Consider the following 23,645-nt stretch of genomic DNA (forward strand, 5'->3'; position numbering starts at 1 on the left):
AGTCCGTCACACGCAGGCAGCCCGGAACCGCTACCAGGGGCGATCGGCGAAGTTCCCGTTGTCGTTGTTCCGACCGCGGTTCTTGGCGTCCTCGGTCGACTTGTCCTGCTGGGCGTCCTGGCCGGCGTCCTTCAACTTGTCGACCTTCCCGTCGACCTCGCTGTCCCCGGTGCCGCTCGAGCCGCTCGCGTCGCCGTCGCCCTGTCCCCCGTTCGAAGGATCCTGCTGGCCCTGCCCGCCGGACCGGTCGCGCTGGTCGGTCGCATCCTGACGTTTGCGGTCGATGCGATCGCCGGTGTCCTGCAGGTTCTCACCGGGCGTGCCCTTCGGATCGATCACGTCGGGCTGCTGCCCGGTGCCGCCCTGATCGCCCTGGCCGCCTTGGTTCCCTTGGTCGCCCTGATCCCCTTGGTCGCCCGGGTCCCCTTGGTCACCCTGGCCGCCTTGGTCGCCCTGATCCCCCTGGCCGCCTTGGTCACCCTGCTCCCCTTGCTCACCCTGGTCGCCCTGGTCGTCTTGACCGCCCTGACCACCTTGATCGCCCTCATCCCCCTGGCCACCCTGGTCCTGCTGGTCCTGCTGGTCCTCGTTCTGCTCCTGGGACTCCCCCTCGAAGCAGCCCTCGCCCTCGTCGACGATGCGCTTCGCGGTGTCGTAGAGGTTGATGGCGCCCTGGAAGAACTGGCCCTTCACGTACTCGTCGGCCTGGGTCTCGTACGCGCGCGCCAGGTTGACCCGGACGATGCAGGCGGTCTCCTCCGTCGGCGCGAGCTCGAGCGCCTTCCCGAGGTCGTCGGTCCCCTGCACCCAGTCCTGTCCGGCCGCGGCTGCGGTGCCCCGGTCGAACCAGGCGATCCACGGCTCGACGACGTTCGCCGTGAAGAGGTGCCCCGCGCTCAACTGCGCCCCGGAGTAGTCCTCGGCGCGATACTCGGCGATCGCCGACTGCGCGACGACCGGCAGACTCACGAACTTGACCCCGACGACGAGGGCGACGAGGACCAGCGGAAGGGACCACCAGAACAGCCGACGGCGCAACCGGGTGACCTCGGCCGGGGCCAGCGGCGGACGCCGCGGTTCCTCGAACCGTGGCCGTGGCTCCGGGCTGCGCGGCGCGTCGTCGGCCCGGTCGGTCCGGGTCCGGTCGTCGAAGAGGGTCATGCCCGCCCACCCTTCGTCCGTCGGAGCTCGCCCAGCGCGCCGACCAGGCCGGGGAGCTCGGTGAGGAGCAGCACACCGAACCCGAGCGCGAACACCCAGTACAGCTCATCGGTACGCCGGATGTCCACCTCGTCCTCGACGGTGACGCCGCCGACGGCGAGGCCGTCGAGCGCGTCGTCGAGCGACGCACCCGGGGTCCTGATCTCCGCTTCGACGCCGAGCTGCGACGCGATCGTCTCGAGCGCGCCCGGATCCAGCCGGGACACGGCGGGCTCACCGGTCGAGTAGTCCTGGATGTAGCGGACGCTGCCGTCCTGGTATCCCGAGAACTCGCGCATGGTCCCGCCGGCCTCGGTCCCGTAGCCGAGCACGCCACCGCCGCCGATGAGCGGTGCGATGCTCTCGAACGACCCGGGCGCCGCGCCACTCGTCTGCTCGCCGTCACCGAGGTAGAACATGATCCGGTTCCGACCCGGTTCCTGCTCCTCGGCCTGGGTCAGCAGCGTGGTCATGAACTCCACCGGCGCGTCGATGCTGCTGCCGCGGGAGTAGGTGGTGATCTCCTGCGTCATCGCCTCCGCGGCCGACCGGAGCGCCGTCGCGTCCGTCGTGAGGGGCATGCGCTGGACGGCCACGGCGTCGAACGTCACGAGCGCGTAGCGCGCACCGGCCAGCCGGTCGGCGATGCCGGTGATGTCGGCCTTCGCCCCGTCGAGTCGGGTCGGCGGTTTCGGGGCCCCGTTCTCGTCCGTCCCCGACGCGGTCCCGTCCGGCCAGTCCTCGGCGGCCATCGAGCTCGTCGTGTCCACGACGAAGTAGACGTCGAGGTCGCCCATCGCGGACGGCGGGCGATGGTTGCCGGGGATGGTCGGTCGGAGGGCGATGATCACGAGCACGACGACCATGGCCAGTCGGGCGATCCAGTGCCAGGCTCCTGGCCGCCGCACCCCGGCGAGGAACTGCCAGACGGCGAAGGCCGCGAGGACGGTGCCGAGCACGGCGATGGCCCAAGTCGGCAGAACGGGGTTGATGGTCATCGGCGCAACCTCCAGGCGAGCAGCATGAGCGCCGCGAGGCCGCCGAACGCCGCCAGCACGAACACGAACGGCTCGTCGACCTGCACGAGCTGTTTGGCGCCCTTCAGCGTCTTCGTCTGCTCAGCCGTGATCTGCTGGACGATGCCGCCGACCGCGCCGGGGTCGGCGAGCGCGTAGTAGTCCCCGCCGGTGGACGTCACGACCTCGTCCATCTCCGCGGCGAGGTCGTCGAGGTAGTCCTTGCTGGAGACGTCGCCGGGGTTGATCCCGTACACCGTCACGTCCTGCGCCTTCGCATAGGCGCCGGCCTCCTTGAGCGTGAGGATCGGCTCGCCGGCGACGTAGTTGTCGGTCGCGAGCACGATCGAGCGCGACCGTTCCTCGCCGACCTGGTCGAACCGCATGACGCAGGACCCGAGACCGTCGCCGATGAGGGACGACCCGTTCCCGAGATCGGTGCCGTTCCAGTACTCGTAGTCGCTCTCCGGCGAGGTGAGGTCCTCGACGAGGTGGTCGAGCTGCGCCGCCACGTAGTCGTAGTCGCTCGTCAGCGGGAAGTACGTGGTCGCGGACGCGTTGAACAGCACCAGGGCGATCCGCTCACCGTCGAACCGCTGCACGAGCTTCTCGAACACCCCGACCAGCGCGGCGTCGTACTCCGTCATCGACCCGGACACGTCGAGGCAGAGCACGATGTCGCGGTTGCGCAGTTCGGGCTGGAACACCGTCGTGCTCACCACGCGGGACCCGAGGGCCATGCCGGCGAGCAGCAGCACCCCCAGCGCGGCGATCGTCGCGATGATGAGGCGCCGGTACCGCGACAGCGCGCGACGGTATCCGGGGAGTGCGGTGAGCCGTTCGGAGTGCGCGACCCACAGGGGCTCGGCGTTCACCCTCCGGCGCCGCCCGGTACGGGCCACGAGGACGACGGCGGCGACCACCGCGGCCACGGCGAGGAGCCAGACGAGCGGCATCCACCAGTAGATCAGCTCCACGTCGTCACCACCTGGCGCGCGAGCATGGCCGCCTCGGCGACGCTACCCGTCTCGGCCTCGCGGAACTCGACCGGGTAGTAGGCCGAAACGGCACGACTGAGTGGCGCGAGTCCTGCGCGATCGAGGTCTGCGAGCGTCATGACCTGGGCACGGACGCCGCTGGACTCGTGCGCGTACATCCGGAGGATCGCGCCGAGCCGTTGGTGGGCGCGCCGCGTGCTCAGGGCGCCGTCCCCGTGCTCGCGCTCGATCTCGCCGATGAGCGCGAGGTAGCGATCGCGCAGGACGGTCGGCGACGGCTGCGGAGCAGGGCGCGGAGCGCTCCCGCGCGCGCGACGGCGCACGTGGGCGAGCATCCAGACGTACCACCCGATCACGAGCGCGATGAGCACGAGTCCGAGCACCGGCCAGAGCAGCGTGTACTGGACCGGTGCGTAGTAGCCGTTATCGCCGGGCATGTCGGTGGGCCTCGAGGAGGTGGAAGAGGACGGGGACGACGTCGTCGGCGCCGGTCACGCGCTGGCCGCTGATACCGAGCTCCTCGAGCTGATCGAGGTGGCGGGCGGTCGCGCTGGCGACGGCCTCGGTGAACTCGCGACGGAGCGCGTCGTCCGACCGGATGAAGGCCGGCAGGGACCGCTCGTCGGCGACGTCGACCATCGAGCGACCGGTGTACTCGGCCCGCATGAGGTCGGCGTCCCCGACCGAGATCCAGAGCACCTCGTGCTGGACGTGCAGGCGACGGAGGATCTCCGACCGCTTCGGCGCGATCTCCTCGTCGTCCGAGACGATTACGAGCAGACAGCGCTGCTTGACCGACCGTGCCGCGTAACCGAGCAACTCGTCGAGATCGCTCTGGGGCGCCGCGAGCGATGCACGCCGGTCGATGTGCTGCAGCAGGCGTTCGAGTGCCGATTCGGTGCCGGCGGGTCGGACGAGTTCCGGTGCGGCGGCGTCACCGGCGACGAGACCGACGAGGTCACCGTGCCGGATCGCGAGGTACCCCAGGATGCCGACCGCGAGGATGGCGACCTCGCGTTTGGTGCTCCCGCCCTCGGCGAGCGCCGCGAGATCACGACCCGTGTCGACGACGAACAGCACCTGGTGTTTCCGCGTGGCGATGTAGCGCTTCACGAGTGGAGCGCCGTGTCGGGCTGTCGCCTTCCAGTCGATGTCCTTGATCTCGTCGCCCGGCGTGTACTCGCGGAGGTCGTCGAAGTCGAGGCTCCTGCCCTGGAACACCGAGCGGTACTCGCCGTCGAGCATCCCCCGCACGCGGCGGTGGGCGTGGATGAAGAGTTTGGACTTCACCCGGTGGAGCAGCGGGGCTGACACGGGCCTACGGTGCCTGGACCGCTCCGAAGACGGCGTCGATGATCGTCTCGGGCGAGACGTCGTCGGCCGCGGCTTCGAAGTTCAGGATGATGCGGTGCCGCAGCACCTGGTGGCGGTAGCCCTTGACATCCTCCGGGATGACGTGGTCCCGCCCGGCGAGGATCGCGAGCGCCCGCGCGACGGTGCTGAACGCGATGCTGGCACGCGGGCTCGCCCCGTACTCGATGTAGCTCGCGAGCTTCGGCGGCAGGTAGTCGCTCGCATGGCGGGTCACGTAGACCGTCTGGACGATGTAGTTGAGGATCGACGCGTCGAGGTAGACCCGCTTGGCGAGGGTCTGCAGGAACAGGACGTCCTCGAGGCTCACCCCCGGGCGATCCTGGTCGGTCTCGTAGAGCCCGGAGTTCACCCGACGGACGATCTCGGCCTCCTCGCCGATCGTCGGGTAGTCGAGCACCTCTTTGAGGAGGAAGCGGTCGAGCTGCGCCTCGGGCAGGTGGTACGTGCCCTCCTGCTCGATGGGGTTCTGCGTGGCGAGCACGAAGAACGGCTTCGGCAACGGATAGTGCGTGCCGCCGATGGAGGTCTGGCGTTCCTGCATCGCCTCGAGCATCGCGCTCTGGGTCTTCGCGCTCGACCGGTTGACCTCGTCGAGGAGCACGAAGTTCGCGTGCACGGGACCGAGCTGGGTCTGGAACGCACCGGTGCGGGCGTCGTAGATCTGTGTGCCGATGATGTCGCTCGGCAACAGGTCGGGGGTGCACTGGATGCGTTTGAACGACGCGTTCACCGCTTGGGCGATCGATTCCGCCGCGGTCGTCTTCGCGAGTCCTGGGACACTCTCGAGCAGGACGTGTCCGCCCGAGACGAGTGCCGCGAGCAGGGTGGTGCGCAGGCCCTGCTGACCGACCACCTTCGCGTCGTAGGCACCGACGATCTCGGAGAGGATGCTGCGGGCCCGTTGCAGCTCGGCTGGCGCGATGGGGGTGCTCGGCGTCACGGTCACTGGTCTCCCTGGCGAGGCTGGCGGTCCGGACGGATGACCGTCGAACGCGGATCCGCCTGGTGGAACCCGGCGGTCCGAACAGTCTACGTGTGAAGATCCGGAGCCCGGGCTCCTCGGCCACCGGATGGCCACCAGGGCGTCGGGAGCCGTTCGCCCACCGTCCCCCTCGCGTCCACCGCCGCTTCCTACCGTGGATCGATGACATCTGCAGCGCACGGGAGGCACCCGGAGACCGACGGCGCGACGGCGATCGTCCCGGTCAGGGGCGGTTCGAAGGGGATCCACCGCAAGAACCTCAGGACGGTCCGCGGGAGCACCCTCATCGCACGGTCGGTCGAAGGACTGCTGCGGTCGGGTGGCGTCTCGCGCGTGGTCGTCACGACCGATCACCCGGACCTCGCCGCCGCCGCCGTCGCCGCCGGTGCCGAGGTCATCGACCGGCCGGCCGAACTCGCCGAGGACAGCACCTCCTCCGAGGCCGCGCTCCTCCACGCGCTCGGCGTCCTCGCGGAGCGCGGCGAGCTGACCCCCGTGACGGTGTTCGCGCAGGCGACGTCGCCCTTCCTCGACGTGGAGGCACTCGACGACGCCGTCGCCCTGGTCTCCTCCGGGCGGGCGGACTCCGTCTTCGCCGCGGTGCTCGACCACGGATTCCTCTGGACGGAGAAGACGAAGGGTGCCCGAGGGATCGGCCACGACCACCGCGAGCGTCCCCGGCGGCAGGACCGCGCCCCGCAGTACCGCGAGACCGGCTCGTTCTACGTCTTCGACACGGACGGCTTCCTCGCAGCCGGGCACCGCTTCTTCGGCCGGATCGCGCCGGCCGTCACCAGGTCCTTCGCCGCGCTCGACATCGACGAACCGGAGGATCTGCTCGTCGCCGAGGCGATCGCCGGACTCGCCGAACGCCAGCTGGGCATCCCGTCGGGCTCGGAGCGTTCCGAGCACCACCTCGACGTCGACGCCGTCGTCACCGACTTCGACGGGGTCCACACCGACGACCGTGCCAGCATCGACGCCGACGGGGTCGAACGGGTGAGCGTCCATCGCGGTGACGGCCTCGGCGTCCGTCTGCTGCGCGAGGCCGGACTGCCGTTCCTGATCCTGTCGACCGAGCGGGTCCCGATCGTCGCCGCTCGCGCGGCCAAACTCGGCGTCGACGTCGTGTACGGCTCCGCCGACAAGGCGACCGCGCTCCGCGACTGGGCCGCGACGAAGGGCGTCCCACTCGACCGCATCGCCTACCTCGGCAACGACGTCAACGACATCCCGGCACTCGAGATCGTCGGCTGGCCGGTCGTCGTCGCCGATGCGCACCCGGAGGCGCGTGCCGTCTCCCGGCTCGTCCTGGAACGCCGAGGCGGCGACGGCGCCGTCCGCGAACTCGCCGACCTCGTCCTCGCCGCACGCGCACGCGCGGCCCTCGACCCCCCGAAGCTGTCCACGCTGCAATCGAACGGAGCACGACCATGAGCATCCACCAGGACGCGAACGACACCACCGACCTCGACGGCCGGACGCAGCCGTCTCCCGTGCGCATCGACGGCATCCCCGTCGGCGGCGGCGCTCCCGCGTACGTCATCGGGGAGATCGGTCTCAACCACAACGGCGACGTGGAGCTCGCGAAACGACTCATCGACGTGGCCGCCGACGCCGGCGCACAGGCCGTCAAATTCCAAAAGCGCACGCCGGAGATCTCCACGCCGACGCACATGCGCGACGTCCCGCGGCAGACGCCGTGGGGTGAGATGAGCTACCTCGACTACCGCTACCGGGTCGAGTTCGACCGTGAGCAGTACATCGAGATCGGCGACCACGCCACCCTGCGCGGCCTCAGCTGGTTCGCCTCCCCGTGGGACGAACCGTCGGTCGACTTCCTCGAGGACCTGGGCGTCAGCGCCCACAAGGTCGCGTCCGCCTCGGTGACCGACTCGGGCCTCCTCACCCGTCTCGCCGCGACCGGGAAGCCGATCATCCTCTCGACCGGCATGTCGACGCTCGAGCAGATCGATCGCGCCGTCGAGATCCTCCGGGGCTCGCCGCTGGTCATCCTCCACGCGACCTCCACCTACCCCTTGCCCGCCGAAGAGGCGAACCTCCGGATGATCGACAGCCTCGCCGCCCGGTACCCCGGTGTGCCCATCGGGTACTCCGGCCACGAGACCGGTCTGCAGATCTCCCTCGCCGCGGTCGCCCTCGGAGCCATGATGGTGGAACGCCACATCACGCTCGACCGTGCCATGTGGGGCTCGGACCACGCCGCGTCGCTCGAACCGCACGGTTTCTCCAACCTCGTCCGCGACATCAGGGTCATCGAGACCGCCATGGGTGACGGCGTCAAGCGCATCTTCCCCGGCGAACTCGCCCCACTCGCGAAGCTGCGCAGGGTCGATGCCTGATCATGGGCCCCGACGTCGGGTGATCGGGGTGGTGGACTCCGACTCCTTCGTGAAGTGGGGCGCCGCCACCCTCTCCCGCGCGACCGGCTGGGACGTCGACCTCGTCCTCATCGAGAGCGACGTGTCCGCCACGGACCGGCAGGTGGACATCGCCCTGCTCCACACGGCGTTCGAGGGTCGGACCGTCCGTCGCCTGTCGCTCCGACGACTCGTCGACCTCATCCGGACCGAGCAGCCGGACGGCGTGTTCGTCTCCACGCGGGGGCCGGTCGCCGAGGTCGTCATCTCGGAACTCCTCGCGCTCGGCCGCGCCACCCGCCCGGTCCTCCTCACCGGTCTCCCCGGCATCTCCATCCCGGCGAAGTGGAAGGGGATCTTCCTCCGTGCGCAGGCAGACGTCTTCGTCCTGCACAGCCACCGCGAGGTCGCCGCCTACCGTGAACTCGCGCTGACGCACGGGGTCGAGCCGGCGTTCGCGCTCGCGACCCTGCCGTTCCTGACGGACCCGGCGACCGAGCCACCGGCCGAGCCCGCCCCGCGTACCCGGGTCGTCTTCGCCGCTCAGGCCACCGTCCCGGCCGACCGCGGCGACCGGCTCCGGATCCTCTCCTGGCTGCGGACCCTCGCGATCCGGCACCGCGACCTCGACGTCGTGATCAAGGTGCGCGGCCTCGCCGGCGACCCGCAGACCCATCACGAGCACTACCCCTTCGACACCCTCCTCACCGGGCCGACACCCGACAACCTCCGGGTCGCCACCGGTTCGATGGCGGTCCACCTCGGCCACGCGACCGGGCTCGTCACGGTGAGTTCCACCGCAGCGATCGAGGCCATCGCGGCCGGGGTGCCGGTCATCCTGCTCGACGACTTCGGTGTGGACCCGGCGCTCATCAACACCGTCTTCGAGGGCAGCGGGCTGCTTGCCTCCAAAGACGACCTCATGGCCGCCCGGTTCCGGCACCCGAACCCGGGCTGGCTGCAGCAGAACTACTTCCACCCCGCCCCGGAGGACGACTGGATCCAGCGATCGGAGGAGGCGTTCGCCGCGCGTGACCTCGGGACCCTGCCGATCCGTCCTCGGGCACGACAGAGTCGCGGCGGCATGCTGCGCACCGGTTGGGAGCGTCGTCGCGCGTTCGGGCGGGCCGACACGAGCGCGCTGGGCACGGTCGCCTTCGTCATCGGGCGGCCACTGCAGATCGCTCGTCGCCTGGTCCGGCGCGCTCGCGGCGTCCAGCCGGCCGAGCGCCGACCGATCCCCTCCCGCAGGCTCGCGCCGATCGAGACGGAGACGCCGGTGCGCGCTCCGCACGGGGCTCGTCACCGCACGGCCCGCTGACGTGAGCGCCGCTCGACCGGAGACCGGTCGGGCGGCGCTCCGGACTCAGTTGGAGCCGACCGTCACCACCGGAGCACCCGTGGAGGTGTCGTCGGCGGGCATCTCGGCCGCGAGACGGTTGGCCTCCTGGATGAGCGTCGCGACGATCTCCGACTCCGGCACCGTCTTGATGACCTCGCCCTTGACGAAGATCTGGCCCTTGCCGTTGCCGCTCGCGACGCCGAGGTCGGCCTCACGGGCCTCTCCGGGGCCGTTCACGACGCAGCCCATGACGGCGACCCGCAGGGGGACGCTCATCCCCTCGAGGCCGTCGGTCACGTCGTTCGCGAGCTTGTAGACGTCGACCTGGGCGCGCCCGCAGCTCGGGCAGGAGACGATCTCGAGCTTGCGCTCGCGGAGGTTCAGCGACTGCAGGATCTGCAGCCCGACCTTGATCTCCTCCGCCGGCGGCGCGGAGAGCGAGACACGGATGGTGTCGCCGATGCCCTCGGAGAGCAGGATGCCGAACGCGGTCGCGCTCTTGATGGTTCCCTGGAAGGAAGGACCTGCCTCCGTCACGCCGAGGTGCAGGGGCCAGTCACCGCGCTCGGCGAGCAGCCGGTAGGCCTTCACCATGACGACCGGGTCGTTGTGCTTGACGGAGATCTTGAAGTCGTGGAAGTCGTGCTCCTCGAAGAGGCTCGCCTCCCAGACGGCGCTCTCGACGAGCGCTTCGGGGGTCGCCTTGCCGTACTTCTGCAGCAACCGCGGGTCGAGGGACCCGGCGTTGACGCCGATGCGGAGGGAGACGCCGGCGGCTTTCGCGCGCCGGGCGATCTCGCCGACCTGGTCGTCGAACTTCCGGATGTTGCCGGGATTGACCCGGACGGCCGCGCACCCCGCGTCGATCGCGGCGTAGACGTAGGCGGGCTGGAAGTGGATGTCGGCGATCACCGGGATCTGACTCTTCTTCGCGATGATCGGCAGCACCTCGGCGTCGTCGCGGGTCGGGACGGCCACGCGGACGATGTCGCAGCCGGAGGCCGTGAGCTCGGCGATCTGCTGGAGGGTCGCGTTGATGTTGGTCGTCTGGGTCGTCGTCATCGACTGGACGCTCACCGGGGCGTCGCCGCCGACGAGCACCTTGCCGACCTTGATCTGTCGCGACTTGCGCCGCGGGCTGAGCGTCTCGGGAACCGACGGAAGACCCAGATTGATAGCTACCACGAGCCTCAGCTTACGCGCGCGACGCCCCGCAGGCTCCCCGTGAGCTGAATGCCTGCTGGGACGTCGCGATCCACGGTCAACGGGCGGGTGGTGCCTCGCGATTCGCTCGCAGGACGCCGAGCCGTTCCCGGTACTCGACCTCGTCGATGTCGCCCTGGGCGAAGCGCTCGGCGAGCGTCTGCTCGGCGCTCCGGGACCCGTCCTGACGCCAGGCCCACGGCGGGCCCTGGTGGCCGTCCGGGGACGCTCCGGACCAGGCTCGGCGACGCCACCGCCGACCGACCAGCGCGACGACGAGGACGATCACGGCGATCCAGAACGCGGGGATGAGCAGCAGCCAGAGGAGGTGGAAGCCCGGCCCGGGACCGCCGGGATGCATGACGGTCACGGCGAGCACGATCAGGGAGGTGGACATGGAGGACTCCGTTCGTCGGGCGGACGACCACCGTCGTCCGCATCACGACCCCGAGCCTCCTCCGGATGGTGGCCGAGGGCATCCGACGACGGGACGGATCACCGCACTCCCCCGGGAGTACGGCCACCCGGCGGTCAGACGCCGGGACTGACGAGCCCGGTCTCGTAGGCGATGACGACGAGGCGGACCCGGTCGCGCGCGGCGAGCTTCGACATGATGCGCGACACGTGGGTCTTCGCCGTGAGCGGGCTGAGGAACAGCGCCCCTCCGATCTCCTCGTTGGTGAGTCCGCGTCCGACCAGACCCAGCACCTCGCGTTCGCGCTCCGTGAGCCCGGCGATCACGGCGTCGTCGAGCGGCGCGGCGATCGCTCCGGCGACCTGGGTGAGCAGGCGCCTCGTGACCCCGGGCGACAGCAGGGCGTCACCCGACGCGACCACACGGACGGCCCGGATGAGCTCGGCCGGCTCGGTGTCCTTCACGAGGAAGCCGCTCGCACCTGCCCGGATCGCCTGCGCGACGTACTCGTCGAGTTCGAAGGTGGTGACGACGATGATGCGGGTGGCCTCGAGCGTCGGATCAGCGACGATGGCCTCGGTGGCGGCCAGGCCGTCGCCTCCGGGCATCCTGATGTCCATGAGGACCACGTCCGGCCGTTCCCGACGGACGACGGCGAGCGCCTCGTCGCCACCGGCCGCCTCACCCACGACCGCGATGTCGGGCTCCGCGTCGAGGAGGGCGCGGAACCCGCCGCGGATGAGTGCCTGGTCGTCGGCGACGACCACGCGGATCACGCGACGCCTCGGACCGGCACCCGGGCCGTGACGCGGAAGCCGCCGAGCGGACTCCGCCCGGTCTCGAGGCTGCCGCCGAGGAGTTCGGCGCGCTCGGTCATGCCGAGGAGGCCGTTGCCGTGCTCCGCGGGCCCGGGTGGGGCACCGACTCCGTCGTCCTCCACGAGCAGGCGGTAGGTGCCGTCGACCTCGACGAGCTCGACGGACACCCGTCCGGCCTGCGCGTGCCGGAGGACGTTCGTGACGCTCTCCTGCGCGATCCGGTACAGCGCCTGCTGCACGGCCGCGCCGGGCGTGGAGACGAGGCGCTGCTCGAGCACCGCGTCGACGCCCTGGTCTCGGAGGGACTGGACGAGGACGGGCAGTGCCTCGAGATCCGGCCCGGGTCGCCTCGGCGCGCCGGTCGCCGGGTCCGAAGCGGTGTCGCCGCCGCGGAGGACGTCGAGGAGTCCACGCACCTCGTCCAAGGACGTCTTACTGGCGTCCTTGATGTTCGTCAGCGCTTCGCGTGCGCGTTCGGGCTGGGTGTCCATGAGGTGGAGTCCCATCCCCGCCTGGACCGTGATCTGCGCGAGGGAATGCGCGACGACGTCGTGCAGCTCTCGTGCGATGCGCACGCGCTCCTCTTGCGCCGCGGACGCTCGTCGCTCCCCCTGACGCCTCCGGTACTCGTCGAGCTGCTCGCGTCGACTGCGGAGACCCTCCGCGACGAGGAGCGCGACGATGACGAGGACCGTCGTGGTCACGACGCGGAAACCCGACAGCTCCGAGCCGAGCGTGCGTGCACCGGTCAAGGAGAGCACCCACCCGAGCACCAGCGAGGAGTACGTCCAGCCGCGAGCGCCACGGGCGACGCCTGAACCGGCTGCGAAGGCCAGGGCGACGGCAGGAGGACCCCAGCTCGGACCGGCGAGCATGGAAGCGCTCGACAGGACAGCGACGGCTGCGACCGACGGGCCGGGCGCCCGCCGCGCTGCGAGCAGGCAGAGCGCTCCGGCGAGGGCCAGCAGGACGGCCGAAGCCCGAGACCACTCCGAACCGCCGGCACCTGGTCCGAAGGCGCCGTGGAAGGCGACGACGGCGGTCGCCGGCACCTGCACCAGGAGGGACACGACGACCGGCGCCCAGAGACGCCACGCAGCGCGGTCGGGTCGCCGCTCGTCGTGCACCATCCAGGGCGCCGGACCCGCTTCTCGCGTTGACATTCCTGCATGCTACTCGCGACGTGGGCCCACCGAATCGGCCGATCGGAGCCACGCTGGTACTCCCCGGGGAGTACCAGCACGCAGCGGGAGGGTCGTGCCGGCGACGAGCGGCCCCTGGCGACGGCTAGCCGAAGAGGTTGACCGGCTTGACGATGTCGGCGTACACGAGGAGCGCGCTCATGCCGCCGAGGACGATCACGACGCCGAAAGTGAGCGGGATGAGTTTCGCCGCGTCCACCGGTCCCGGATCGCGACGTCCGAAGATCTTCGCGAAGCGGCGACGGATCGCCTCCCAGAGCGCTGCTGCGACGTGCCCGCCGTCGAGGGGCAGCAGAGGGATGAGGTTGAAGACGAAGAGCGCGACGTTGAGCGACCCGAGGATGCCGAACACGGTCGCCGCCTTCGACGCGACGGGGATCTCGTCGAGGCTGACCACCTCGCCGACGACCCGTCCGACGCCCACGACGCTCATCGGCCCGTTGGGGTCGCGCTCACCGGATCCGAATGCTGCCTGCCCGACGTCGATGAGTCGCTGGGGCAGGTTCAGGATGATGTTGGCGGTCCGGGCGATCGTGTCGCCGACGGTCGGCAGGATCGTGGTGACGGGCTGCGCCACCATCTGCTGCTGCGGGGTGATGCCGACGAAACCGACCTCGTGGGTCTTCGCCGAGCCGTCGGCGTTCGTCACGATCTTGCCGGTCTGGGCGTCGACGACGTCCCGCTCGAGCAGCAACGGCGTCAGGGTGAGGTCGAGTCGCTGCTCACCGCGGGCGACCTCGAGGGCCAACGGCTTGCCCGGCGAATCCTGCACGGCCGCGGAGATCTCGGCGAAGGTGGAGATCGGGGTGCCGTCGATCGAGAGGATCGTGTCGCCCGGCTTCAGCCCTGCGGCGGCCGCCGGACCCTGCGGATCCCCCGCTGCACAGCTCTGGCGGTCGCTCGTGGACGGCAACACGCACTCGTACACCGAGGTCAGCGTGCTGCTCTGCTGGGGGACACCGAACCCCGACACGGCGATACCGATGAACAGGACGGCGAGGACGAGGTTCATGAACGGGCCGCCGAGCATGACGACGATCCGTTTCCAGACGGGCAGCCGGTAGAAGGTGCGCTCCTCGTCGCCGGCGCCGATCGTGTCGGCACTCGCCTCACGCGCGTCCTGGACCAGCGTGTCGAAGAAGCCGGTGCTGGCGTTCCGGGCGGCACCGCCGGGCTGCTTGGGCGGGAACATGCCGATCATCGAGATGTAGCCGCCGAGCGGGATCATCTTGACGCCGTACTCGGTCTCCCCCTTGCGGCGCGACCAGATGGTGCGACCGAAGCCGATCATGTACTGGGTGACCCGCACGCCGAACAGCTTCGCGGGCACGAGGTGACCGACCTCGTGCAGCCCGATGGACACGATGAGGCCCACGAGCACGATCACGATGCCGAGGAGGTAGAGGAGGACGGATTCCACGGCGTAACCCTACTCGCGCGGTCGGGTCACCGGCTGCACGCCGGCTGTACGGCCGCTCGGAAGCTTCCGACGATGAACGGGCAGGTCAACCGATGCGCTGCTGCGCGCGAGCCCTCGCCCAGCGCTCCGCCTCCGCGAGCGCCTCCCGGGTGAGCTCGCCCTCGGGTGCCTCGTGGTCGTCCACGACCGCGCTGACGGTGTCGAGGATGCCGAGGTATCCCAGCCGACCCGCGTGGAAGGCTGCAACGGCCTCCTCGTTCGCGGCGTTGAACACGGCCGGATAGGTGCGACCCTGTCCACCCACGAGTTTGGCCAGTCGCACGGCGGGGAAGGCCTCGTGATCGAGGGGCTCGAACGTCCACTGCTGGGGCGAGGTCCAATCGAGCGGGACGCCGACGCCTCCGACCCGGTTGGGCCAGTCGAGCCCGAGGGAGATGGGGAGCCGCATGTCGGGCGGCGAGGCCTGGGCGATGGTGGAACCGTCGATGAACTCGACCATCGAGTGGACGATCGACTGCGGGTGGACCGTCACCTCGATGCGGTCGTACGGGACGTCGAACAGCAGGTGCGCCTCGATCACCTCGAGCCCCTTGTTGACGAGGGTCGCCGAGTTCGTCGTGACGACGAGACCCATGTCCCAGGTGGGGTGGGCGAGCGCCTCAGCCGGCGTGACGCCGACGAGCGATGCGCGGTCCCGTCCGCGGAACGGTCCTCCCGAGGCGGTCAGGACGAGCCGCCGCACCTCGGTCGCGGTGCCGGAACGGAGGGCCTGGGCGATCGCGGAATGCTCGGAGTCGACTGGCACGATCTGGCCGGGTGCCGCGATCCGCCGCACGAGGTCGCCACCGACGATGAGCGACTCCTTGTTCGCGAGCGCGAGCGTCCGGCCCGTCTCGAGCGCCGCGAGGGTCGGGCCGAGCCCGATGGAGCCCGTGATGCCGTTCAGCACCACATCGGCGTCGACACTGCGGATGAGCCGCTCGGCGTCGGCCGCGCCCAGGGCAGTGTCGTCGACGTGGAAGGCCGCGGCCTGCTCGGCGAGGAGCTCGGCGTTCGAGCCGGCCGTCAGGCCGACGATCTCGAAGCGGTCGCGGTCACCCCGGATGACGTCGAGTGCCTGCGTGCCGATCGAGCCGGTTGATCCGAGGATGATGACGCGTCTCACGGCGGTCAGTCTACGTCGGCGACCGAGTCGGCCGCTCAGCCCGCGGCGGGAGCCGTGGTGCTGCTCGCATCGAGGATGTCGATGACGAACACGATGGTGTCGTCGGCCTCGATACCCGCCTGGCTGTTGCCGCCGCTCGGCCCGTACCCGAGGTCGGGCGGGATGACGGCGATGACCTGCGAACCGATGTGCTGGCCGGCGATGGCGCTCGAGAAGCCCTTCACCACGGCGGACAGCTGGAAGTTGGTCGGCCCGTTGCCCCAGCTCTCGTCGAAGACCTCGCCGGTCCGCCAGTTCACACCCTGGTAGTTGATGATGACCTCGGCGTCGGGCTGCACCACCGCGCCGTCGCCCTGCTTGAGCACCGCGACCTGGAGATCGGCCGGAGCGGGTTCCTCGGGGATGGTGACCGTGGGTCGTCCGGCGGTGTCGAGCTCGACCGCCGGCATCCCGGCGACGGGCTCCTGCGGGACGCCGTCCGCCTTGGCGTCGCTGTGCACCGTGCTGAGGACGTCGGCCACGACGACGAGCGGCTGGTCGGCCTGGACCGTGCCGTCGCTCGACCCCGCGGAACCGAACCCGTCGCCCGCCGTGACGAAGGCCGCGACGCGGGATCCGACCGTCGTGCACTCGACTGCTCGCACGAGGCCCTTTAGGTACTTCTGATCATTGACGACGATCGCCGTGGCCGGGCTGGCGCCGTAGGCGGTCTGCGCGACGATCGAACCGGTCACGGCGTTGTAGATGGACATCTCGACGAACGTCGTGTCGCCGGGATCGACCCGCTCGCCGTCGCCCTTCGCCACGATCGTGCGTTCTGTGGTGTCTGCGGAGAGCGTGCCCTTGGCGAAGGTGACCTCCGGGATCGAGCCGAAGTCCCCGCTCACGTTGATCGCCTTGGACGCCTTGCCGGCGCTCGTGTCGGCGCACTCCCCCGGGCTGGCCAGCGCTTGCGACTGCGACGTCGCCGAACTGCACGCGGTCAGCGACACGAGGGACGCGATGACGGCCAGAAGGCAGAGGCTCTTGCGCACAGGGGAACTTTCGGTCGTTGCTGAGGGGTCGGTCCAGTCTCACCCACCAGGCTCCATGCTGGCTGACAGCGCGCCGAACATCCTCGGTGCACCGGCGCGCGTCAGTATGCCGGGTCGCGCATGCGTCGGCGGGTACAGTCGTGCGCATGGCCGATGAGGAGCAGACGCAGCGACGCGCCCAGGAACCTTCCGACCAGGCCGCCGTCGAGCCGTCGACGGACGACACGGTGGCCACGCCCTCGAAACCCGGTGTCGTCTACTACTTCGGACGAGCCGTCCTGAACACGACGGCGAAGCTGCTCTACCGCCCCAAGATCATCGGCCGGAAGAACGTCCCGAAGCGTGGGCCGGTCATCCTGGCGAGCAACCACCTCTCGTTCATCGACAGCATCGCGATCCCCATCAGCGCCCCACGCCGGGTGCAGTTCCTGGCGAAGTCCGACTACTTCACCGGACGCGGCCTGAAGGGCTGGGTCTCGCGCACGTTCTTCACCTCGATCGGCGCTGTCGGGGTCGAACGTGGTGTCGGGCAGGCAGCGCAGGAAGCCCTCGACCAGGGACGCCGGATCCTCGAGAGCGGGGAGGCCTTCGCCATCTACCCCGAGGGCACCCGGTCGCTCGACGGACGGTTGTACCGCGGCAGGACCGGTGTCGCCTGGCTGGCACTCACCACGGGTGCGAGGGTCGTCCCGGTCGGCCTCATCGGCACCGACGACCTCATGCCGGTGGGCACGACGATCCCGAAGTTCAAACCGGTCACGGTGATCTTCGGTGAACCCATCGACGTGAGCCACCATGGACCGGCGACCTCAGGACGCGCCAGACGCAAGGCGACGGACGAGATCATGGCGGCGATCCACGCCCTCACCGGCCAGGAGCTCGCGAACGCCTACAACGAGTCGCCGCCCGCCGACACCGTCGAGCGCATCAAGCGCGCCTTCCGCCCCGAGCGGCTCTGAGCCGCGGCATCGTCCCGTTCCTCAGGCGGTCGCCGCGACCACGATCGTCGGCTCATGACGGACCGGGAAGTTCACCGAATTGGCGATGAAGCACAGCTCGTTCGCGCGGGCGTGCCCGGCTCGCGCCGCCTCGACCATCGATGCATCAGCGACCGTGACCTGCGGACGCAGGACCACCTCCGTGAACGCACCGCTCCCCGCGCCGTCCTCGACCATGGTCCCGACGGCGTCGTCCGTGTAGGCCGTCACCACGACACCGAGGGTCACGGCGACGTGCAGGTAGGACAGCAGATGGCACTGCGCGAGGGCCGCCAGGAGCAGCTCCTCAGGGTTCCACCGACCTGCGTCGCCGCGGAACGGTTTGTCGGCCGAGCCCTCGAGGTCGTGCTTCCCGGCGGCCGTCACCGTGAGCTCCCGGGAGTAGTCCCGGTACCCGCTCGTGCCCGTCCCGAGGTCTCCGTCCCAGCGGACGCCGATGGTGTAGTCGTGGTGGCCCGTGATCATGCCACCAGTATCCCACTGGCCTCTCCACCGCGGCCCGCGTTCGCGGCCCCGCTGTCGGGAGGTCGCGCTACGCTGGAGGACTATGACTGACACGCTCGACACCACGGACCAGACGACCGCCTCCGCCCCCAGCGTGACGCAGGAGCGTCGCATCGTGACGGCCGTCCCGGGCCCGCGCTCACAGGCGCTGCACGCCCGCCGGACCGCAGTCGTGTCCGATGGCGTGTCGAGTGTCCTCCCGGTGTACATCGAGCGCGCGCACGGCGCCATCGTCGTCGACGTCGACGGCAACCAGTTCATCGACCTCGGTGCCGGCATCGGCGTCACCACCATCGGCCACACGGAGTCCTCCGTGGTCGACGCCGTCCAGGACCAGGCGGCCGACGTCCTGCACACCCTGTTCACGATCACCCCCTACGAGGAGTACGTGCGCGTCGCGGAGCTCCTCGCCGAGCACACCCCGGGCGACTTCGCGAAGAAGTCGGTGCTCGTGAACTCGGGCGCCGAGGCGGTCGAGAACGGCGTGAAGATCGCCCGCAAGTACACCGGTCGGCGGGCTGTCGCGGTGCTCGACCACGGCTACCACGGTCGCACCAACCTGACCATGGCGATGAACTACAAGGCCGCCCCGTACGCGACCGGCTACGGCCCGTTCGCCGGCGACGTCTACCACGCCCCCAACTCCTACCCATACCACGACGGCCTGTCCGGAGCGGCGGCTGCGGCCCGCACCATCGCCTACCTCGAGAAGCGCATCGGCGCCACCGACCTCGCGTGCCTCGTGGTCGAGCCGATCCAGGGCGAGGGCGGTTTCGTCGTCCCCGCGGAGGGCTACCTCCCCGCGCTCCAGGAGTGGTGCACGGCCAACGGCGTCGTGTTCATCGCCGACGAGATCCAGAGCGGCATGGCGCGCACCGGCGAGTACTTCGCGAGCTCGCACTTCGGCCTCGTCCCCGACCTCGTGCTGAGCGCGAAGGGCATCGCCGGCGGTCTGCCGCTCGCTGCGGTCACGGGGCGTGCCGAGATCATGGACGCGAGCCAGCCCGGCGGCCTCGGCGGCACCTTCGGTGGCAACCCCGTCGCGTGTGCCGCGTCGGTCGCGGTCTTCGAGTCGATCGAGTCCCGTGGCCTGCTGGCCGAAGCGGATCGCATCGGCGCCACCCTGACGGCGGCGCTGCTCGAACTCCAGGGCAAGTACGACATCATCGGCGACGTCCGCGGCATCGGTGCGATGATCGCGATGGAACTCGTCCAGCCGGGTACCGCCTCGACGACGAAGGAGCCCAACCCGGCCGCCGTCAGCGCCATCGCCGCAGCCGCCGCGCAGCAGGGCGTGCTCGTCCTCACCGCCGGCACCTACGGCAACGTCCTCCGCTTCCTCCCGAGCCTCGCGGTCTCCGACGAGCTCATCGCCGACGCGATGACGGTCATCGATCAGGCGCTCGCAGCACTGTGAGCACGGCGGTCCCCCAGACCTTCGGTGTCTCGGACGCGGTGGAGTTGGCCGTTGTCGAGCGCAGCGGCTTCATCGAGTCACGACACGCCGGGTCGGCGATCGTCCTCGGGCCGGAGGGCGAAGTGCTCGCGAGTCTCGGAGCACCGGACGCACCCGTCTTCCCCCGTTCGTGCCTCAAGCCCTTCCAGGCCATCACGATCATGAACGCCGGGGTGTCCCTCGAGGGCGCTCAGGCAGTGCTCGCCACCGCGAGCCATGCGGGGACCCGGAAGCACGTCCAGGTCGTCCGCAGCATGCTCGGCCGGGCCCGGATAGAAGACTCGGCGTTGCAGTGCCCGGCCGATTGGCCCGGTGATCGCGTATCCCGCGACGAGCTGGTCCGGGACGGCCTCGGCACGAGCCCCCTGTACATGAACTGCTCCGGGAAGCACGCGGCCATGCTGCTCGCCTGCGCGCAGAACGGGTGGGACCAGGCGACGTACCTCGAGCCCGACCACCCGTTGCAGCTCGCCGTCCGCGACACCGTCGAGCGCTTCACCGGCGAGAAGCCCGCCGCCAGCGGGGTCGACGGCTGCGGGGCGCCGGTCTACGCGATCTCCCTGACCGGACTCGCACGCGGCATCGGACGCGTCGTCAACTCCTCCCCCACCTCGCCGTTCGCCCTGTACCGGAATGCCGGCCTGCTCACAGCGGCGGTGCTCGCCAACGGCTGGGCACTCGACGGACCGGGGCGGGCGAACACGCTCGTCATCGAGCGCCTCGGCCTGTTCGCGAAGCTCGGGGCGGAAGGCGTGATGGTCATGTCGGCACCCGGCGGCGCGACCGTCGCGCTGAAGGTCCTCGACGGCTCGCTCCGGGCCTCGACGATCGTCGCCCTCCGGCTGCTCGTCTCGGTCGGAGCGCTCGATGCGGCCGCCGTCGACGCCCTCGAACCGGAACTCGACCTGGCCATCCACGGTGGAGCCGCCGTCGTCGGGCGGATCGCCGTCACCGCGGTCTGACCACCCGGCCGACAGCCTCGGTGCCTTCGGGTCAGGAACCGAGCAGGTCCACACGCATCGCCTCCTGTCCGGCTCGCCACCACCAGGCACGGCCGCTCGCGTAGCCGAGGAGCGGTGGGAGTTCACGGCTCCTGGTAACCTGTCGGAAGTCGGCGGCGGAGCAGCCGTGGACCACCAGGTCGGCACCGGCGGTGCTCGGCGGAAGGTCTCGCCCGACGACCAACCGGCCCGACAGCCACGTCTCGGGGTCGACGAGGACGACGATCGCGGCGTCGTCCTCCAGGACGTCGCTCTCGATGCCCGCGACGCCCGCGAGCGGTGCGGACGGGAACAGGTGCGCCGCCGGTTCGATGAGCCGCACGCGTTGCTCCGTACCGGTCGAGCGCTGCAGCATCGCCCGGACCGCTCCGGTCGCGCGCGTGACGATGACGGTCGCGCGTGCCGGGCTCGGCCGCCAGCGGTGGACCCCGGGCGCCGAGGACGGAGACGCCGGAGACGGTGGAGCGAGCGCGATCTGCACTTCCGCGTCCTGCCAGTGCGCGCGGCCGGCGGGTCGGCGTGGATCGAAGCAGGAGGCGGGTGCGCCGGCGACGAGATGATCCTGCCGATCGGCGAGGCGGAGGACGAGCGTGCTGCTCAGCTGAGCCGAGAACCGGTGGACCACACCGCCGAGCCGGGAGGCGGCGAGGACGACGCTGATACCGCGGCGGCCGCCGTCTCGAAGCAGGCCCAGCAGTGCGTCGCGGAGGGCGGCGCCGTGCTCGTCCCCGGCGGTGGCGAGGAGCGACTCCACGTCGTCGACGAGGAGGAGGGTGCGCTCGGTCGGACGGAGCGGATCCGACAGCGCCATGACGGTGTCCCAGGCCTGCTCGGCATCCTGGCCGACACGCTCCACGCGGAAGCGATCGCGCGCGCCGACCTCGAGCGTGTCCAGCAGGGTCGTTCGACCGGAACGTCCGGTGCCGAGCACCAGCAGCGAGCCGTCGTGCTCCGGACACCACACCGCGGGGCGTTGCGCCTGCTCCTCGGGGAGGTCCGCGAGGCCGAACACGATGCCCTCCCCGGGAAGACAGTCGACACCGGTGCTCTCCGAGCCTCCGGCACGTCCCGCCTCGATCGCCGAGACGGCACCCAAGGCCAGGCGTGCCGGCAGGGGGTCGAGCCATGGTCGCCGAGGTGCAGGCGCGTCGCGCCACCGCTCACGCACCGCGAGGACGTCGTCGGACGACGTGACCGCGGATTGGAACACGAGTCGTCGGTCGCCGTTCCAGACGATGCAGCGGCCCGGTGTTCCGGCCGGGATCGCAGCTGCATCGGGCACACCGAGGATCGCGGCGCTGTCGGGGCGCGAGGTGACCCGGAGCGAGAGACGGAGCGTGCAGTTCGCGAGGATGGCATCGGCGGCGACCGCCGCCGGACGCTGACTGCAGAGGATCAGGTGCAGGCCGAGCGATCTCCCGCGGGCCGCGAGGTCTGCGAACACCTGATGGAGGTGCGGGCTGGCGTCGAGCAGCGCCTGGAACTCGTCGACGACGACGACGAGCCGTGCCGGGCGATGCTCCGGCAGAAGCACGGGGTCGAGCAGGTGCCGAGCCCCGTGTCCGGCGAGCACACGCTCGCGGTGGCGGAGCTCGGCGCGCAGACTCGACACGACCCGGTCCGCCGCTCCCGGTTCGAGGTCGGTCACCATCCCGACCACGTGCGGCAGGGCTTCCACCGCTTGGAAGGAGGCGCCGCCCTTACAGTCGACGAGGAGCAGAGAGAGCTCCTGCGGCGAGCACTGCGCGGCGAGAGCCGTGATCCAGGTGATGAGCAGCTCGCTCTTCCCGCTCCCGGTCGTGCCGCCGACCAGCGCATGGGGCCCGTCCGCCCCGAGGTCCAGCAGCTGCACGCCCTCGACGCCGGTGCCGACGGCGACCCGGAGCGCATCCGGCCGCCAGTCGGATCCCGCCGGTGGGCGACGGCCCCGCACCGGATGCACCTGCGCGAAGGCGACGTCGGTCGGCAGACTCGAGAGCGCCGGGGACTCCCCCGTCGTGAGTGCGGCTGCGGTGAGCGCCCCGACGACGTGCTCCGCCTCGGCTTCCGCGAGCAGGGTCGGCGACACCGACACGGACGAGGAGGCGCCGGTCCCGTCGGCGAGGACGGTCTGCCCGTCGGTGCCGAGCACGAGCAGGTGTCGGCAGCGGGTGGGGATGAGCTCGACGGTGTCGGACAGGGCGACGAGCACACCGCCGGTCGGTGGGCGTCCTCCCGAGCGCCCCGCGGCGGCCCCGACCGCTTCCCAACGCTCGACGACCGAGACGAGGGTCGTCGGGTCCGCCGCACCCCCGTCGCGCACCGGCTCCACCGGGTCCGAGACCGCGCGGTGCGGGAGGTCCTCCAGGAACGCCCAGGTGCGGTCGTCGGGAGCCGCGGGGTCCCCGGAGAACTGCGCTGCCTGCGGCGGGAACTGTCGGGCGAGCTGCAGGAGGATGCTGCGGGCCACCGCGCGCGCGAACACCTTGCCACCGACGATGCCGATCCCCTCGACCGCGTCGACCACGACCGGCGCCTCGGACAGCCGTGCCGCCCACGCCCACTGGTCGTCGTCGGCCCCGGCATCCACCCGGACGGCACTCTTCGTCTCCCCTCGCCCGATGCAGACGAGCGTGCGGCGGGCCTCCGGTACCCGCCACCTGGCGCGATCAGGTCCGTCGAGGACGTCGAGGAGCCGACCGGCAGGGTGGAGTGCTCGCAGTTCCTCGCGTTCCTCGGCGTGCGCTCGCGCGACGTCCTGTTCCAGCTCCTGCGTCGCAGCGTCGTACGCCGCACGCGCCCGTCGTCCGCGCCGCCGTCTGGTCCAGCGTGCGTCGATGTAGCCGGCGACGGCGATGAGGGGCCCGAGCGCGGCGAAGACGAGGGTCACGGGTGAGCCGGTGATCGCGAACAGGGCGACCGACCCGACGACCGGGGCGAGACTTGCGAGGATCGGGAGCGACCCGGTGGGCGACTCTGCCGGCGGGCTGGGGGCACGGAGGCGGGCCGACGTCGTCGCGGGCCGGTGCGAGTTGGTCGCGGAGGGCGTCACGTCCGAAGGGCTCATGGCTCCAGTGGAGCACCCAGCGGCCCTGACCGGCTGACGGGACGGTCCGACCGGGCGCGAAGCCCGCGCGAGCAGCGGCTGTGGAGCGGG

At 70.8% G+C, this 23,645-nt stretch carries 21 protein-coding genes; 6 read left to right on the forward strand and 15 right to left on the reverse strand.

The genetic code is table 11. From position 1 onward, the window contains the following. Positions 1-30 precede the first annotated feature (30 nt). The 6 genes from AC4PMY_RS15540 to AC4PMY_RS15565 are packed head-to-tail and all read right to left on the reverse strand — an operon-like array spanning position 31 to position 5,534. Positions 31-1,161, reverse strand: coding sequence for a hypothetical protein (locus AC4PMY_RS15540; protein ID WP_071262347.1), 1,131 nt, complete (start codon positions 1,159-1,161; stop codon positions 31-33). Further along, positions 1,158-2,198, reverse strand: a complete 1,041-nt coding sequence (locus AC4PMY_RS15545; RefSeq protein ID WP_491623148.1) for a VWA domain-containing protein — start codon at positions 2,196-2,198, stop codon at positions 1,158-1,160. The genes AC4PMY_RS15540 and AC4PMY_RS15545 overlap by 4 nt, the downstream gene beginning before the upstream one ends. Beyond that, positions 2,195-3,193, reverse strand: a complete 999-nt coding sequence (locus AC4PMY_RS15550; protein WP_064295342.1) for a vWA domain-containing protein — start codon at positions 3,191-3,193, stop codon at positions 2,195-2,197. Before AC4PMY_RS15550 ends, AC4PMY_RS15545 begins: the two co-directional genes overlap by 4 nt. Next, a complete protein-coding gene (locus AC4PMY_RS15555) occupies positions 3,184-3,651 on the reverse strand; it encodes a hypothetical protein (protein ID WP_064295341.1) in 468 nt (155 codons plus the stop codon). The genes AC4PMY_RS15550 and AC4PMY_RS15555 overlap by 10 nt, the downstream gene beginning before the upstream one ends. Beyond that, positions 3,638-4,528, reverse strand: coding sequence for a DUF58 domain-containing protein (locus tag AC4PMY_RS15560; RefSeq protein ID WP_254773644.1), 891 nt, complete (start codon positions 4,526-4,528; stop codon positions 3,638-3,640). The genes AC4PMY_RS15555 and AC4PMY_RS15560 overlap by 14 nt, the downstream gene beginning before the upstream one ends. Before the next feature lie 4 nt (positions 4,529-4,532). Continuing rightward, complete coding sequence (locus AC4PMY_RS15565; protein WP_071262349.1) at positions 4,533-5,534, reverse strand: AAA family ATPase; 1,002 nt, start codon at positions 5,532-5,534, stop codon at positions 4,533-4,535. A gap of 198 nt (positions 5,535-5,732) precedes the next feature. On the opposite strand from AC4PMY_RS15565, the gene AC4PMY_RS15570 reads away from it, so the two are divergent. Genes AC4PMY_RS15570 through AC4PMY_RS15580 form a run of 3 tightly spaced genes read left to right on the forward strand, consistent with a single transcriptional unit; the run spans position 5,733 to position 9,272 of the window. Next, entirely contained in the window at positions 5,733-7,007 is a 1,275-nt protein-coding gene (locus AC4PMY_RS15570; protein WP_491623149.1) for a cytidylyltransferase domain-containing protein, read from the forward strand. Beyond that, a complete protein-coding gene (locus AC4PMY_RS15575) occupies positions 7,004-7,933 on the forward strand; it encodes an N-acetylneuraminate synthase family protein (protein WP_082916046.1) in 930 nt (309 codons plus the stop codon). Before AC4PMY_RS15570 ends, AC4PMY_RS15575 begins: the two co-directional genes overlap by 4 nt. Positions 7,934-7,964: 31 nt before the next feature. Beyond that, a complete protein-coding gene (locus tag AC4PMY_RS15580) occupies positions 7,965-9,272 on the forward strand; it encodes a DUF6716 putative glycosyltransferase (RefSeq protein WP_491623150.1) in 1,308 nt (435 codons plus the stop codon). 45 nt (positions 9,273-9,317) lie between these two features. On the opposite strand, the gene ispG is transcribed toward AC4PMY_RS15580, so the two are convergent. From ispG to AC4PMY_RS15615, 7 genes are all read right to left on the reverse strand, one after another. After that, positions 9,318-10,478: a flavodoxin-dependent (E)-4-hydroxy-3-methylbut-2-enyl-diphosphate synthase gene (ispG, locus tag AC4PMY_RS15585; protein ID WP_064295337.1), complete on the reverse strand. Its 1,161-nt coding sequence runs from the start codon at positions 10,476-10,478 to the stop codon at positions 9,318-9,320. Positions 10,479-10,554: 76 nt separating this feature from the next. Then, complete coding sequence (locus AC4PMY_RS15590) at positions 10,555-10,893, reverse strand: SHOCT domain-containing protein (protein ID WP_491623151.1); 339 nt, start codon at positions 10,891-10,893, stop codon at positions 10,555-10,557. Positions 10,894-11,027: 134 nt separating this feature from the next. Beyond that, positions 11,028-11,687, reverse strand: a complete 660-nt coding sequence (locus tag AC4PMY_RS15595; protein WP_491623152.1) for a response regulator transcription factor — start codon at positions 11,685-11,687, stop codon at positions 11,028-11,030. Further along, a complete protein-coding gene (locus AC4PMY_RS15600; protein WP_491623153.1) occupies positions 11,684-12,892 on the reverse strand; it encodes a sensor histidine kinase in 1,209 nt (402 codons plus the stop codon). The genes AC4PMY_RS15595 and AC4PMY_RS15600 overlap by 4 nt, the downstream gene beginning before the upstream one ends. 124 nt (positions 12,893-13,016) lie before the next feature. Next, entirely contained in the window at positions 13,017-14,351 is a 1,335-nt protein-coding gene (locus AC4PMY_RS15605; RefSeq protein ID WP_064295333.1) for a M50 family metallopeptidase, read from the reverse strand. Positions 14,352-14,436: 85 nt separating this feature from the next. Then, the gene (locus AC4PMY_RS15610) at positions 14,437-15,516 is read right to left on the reverse strand and encodes a 1-deoxy-D-xylulose-5-phosphate reductoisomerase (protein ID WP_491623154.1); all 1,080 of its coding nucleotides are present in this window, start codon (positions 15,514-15,516) and stop codon (positions 14,437-14,439) included. Positions 15,517-15,551: 35 nt separating this feature from the next. Next, positions 15,552-16,550, reverse strand: coding sequence for an FKBP-type peptidyl-prolyl cis-trans isomerase (locus AC4PMY_RS15615; RefSeq protein ID WP_175117792.1), 999 nt, complete (start codon positions 16,548-16,550; stop codon positions 15,552-15,554). 146 nt (positions 16,551-16,696) lie between these two features. Here AC4PMY_RS15615 and AC4PMY_RS15620 point away from each other — a divergent pair, with 146 nt between their 5' ends. Continuing rightward, positions 16,697-17,509: a lysophospholipid acyltransferase family protein gene (locus tag AC4PMY_RS15620; protein WP_491623155.1), complete on the forward strand. Its 813-nt coding sequence runs from the start codon at positions 16,697-16,699 to the stop codon at positions 17,507-17,509. Positions 17,510-17,530: 21 nt separating this feature from the next. On the opposite strand, the gene AC4PMY_RS15625 is transcribed toward AC4PMY_RS15620, so the two are convergent. Further along, the gene (locus AC4PMY_RS15625) at positions 17,531-18,013 is read right to left on the reverse strand and encodes an OsmC family protein (protein WP_139205495.1); all 483 of its coding nucleotides are present in this window, start codon (positions 18,011-18,013) and stop codon (positions 17,531-17,533) included. Positions 18,014-18,095: 82 nt separating this feature from the next. Here AC4PMY_RS15625 and gabT point away from each other — a divergent pair, with 82 nt between their 5' ends. After that, a complete protein-coding gene (gabT, locus tag AC4PMY_RS15630) occupies positions 18,096-19,469 on the forward strand; it encodes a 4-aminobutyrate--2-oxoglutarate transaminase (protein ID WP_064295330.1) in 1,374 nt (457 codons plus the stop codon). Next, entirely contained in the window at positions 19,466-20,470 is a 1,005-nt protein-coding gene (locus tag AC4PMY_RS15635) for an asparaginase (protein ID WP_064295329.1), read from the forward strand. The genes gabT and AC4PMY_RS15635 overlap by 4 nt, the downstream gene beginning before the upstream one ends. Before the next feature lie 31 nt (positions 20,471-20,501). On the opposite strand, the gene AC4PMY_RS15640 is transcribed toward AC4PMY_RS15635, so the two are convergent. Beyond that, complete coding sequence (locus tag AC4PMY_RS15640; protein WP_491623156.1) at positions 20,502-23,555, reverse strand: FtsK/SpoIIIE domain-containing protein; 3,054 nt, start codon at positions 23,553-23,555, stop codon at positions 20,502-20,504. Positions 23,556-23,645 lie beyond the last annotated feature (90 nt).

The sequence above is a fragment of the Plantibacter sp. MDV22-iso1 genome (assembly GCF_058408345.1).

Coding starts and splice junctions, on each gene's coding strand:
- AC4PMY_RS15570 (WP_491623149.1), top strand. CDS start 5,733: ATGACATCTGCAGCGCACGGGAGGCACCCGGAGACCGACGGCGCGACG.
- AC4PMY_RS15625 (WP_139205495.1), bottom strand. CDS start 18,013: ATGATCACGGGCCACCACGACTACACCATCGGCGTCCGCTGGGACGGA.
- AC4PMY_RS15590 (WP_491623151.1), bottom strand. CDS start 10,893: ATGTCCACCTCCCTGATCGTGCTCGCCGTGACCGTCATGCATCCCGGC.
- gabT (WP_064295330.1), top strand. CDS start 18,096: ATGACTGACACGCTCGACACCACGGACCAGACGACCGCCTCCGCCCCC.
- AC4PMY_RS15600 (WP_491623153.1), bottom strand. CDS start 12,892: ATGTCAACGCGAGAAGCGGGTCCGGCGCCCTGGATGGTGCACGACGAG.
- AC4PMY_RS15555 (WP_064295341.1), bottom strand. CDS start 3,651: ATGCCCGGCGATAACGGCTACTACGCACCGGTCCAGTACACGCTGCTC.
- AC4PMY_RS15620 (WP_491623155.1), top strand. CDS start 16,697: ATGGCCGATGAGGAGCAGACGCAGCGACGCGCCCAGGAACCTTCCGAC.
- AC4PMY_RS15540 (WP_071262347.1), bottom strand. CDS start 1,161: ATGACCCTCTTCGACGACCGGACCCGGACCGACCGGGCCGACGACGCG.
- AC4PMY_RS15575 (WP_082916046.1), top strand. CDS start 7,004: ATGAGCATCCACCAGGACGCGAACGACACCACCGACCTCGACGGCCGG.
- AC4PMY_RS15545 (WP_491623148.1), bottom strand. CDS start 2,198: ATGACCATCAACCCCGTTCTGCCGACTTGGGCCATCGCCGTGCTCGGC.
- AC4PMY_RS15640 (WP_491623156.1), bottom strand. CDS start 23,555: ATGAGCCCTTCGGACGTGACGCCCTCCGCGACCAACTCGCACCGGCCC.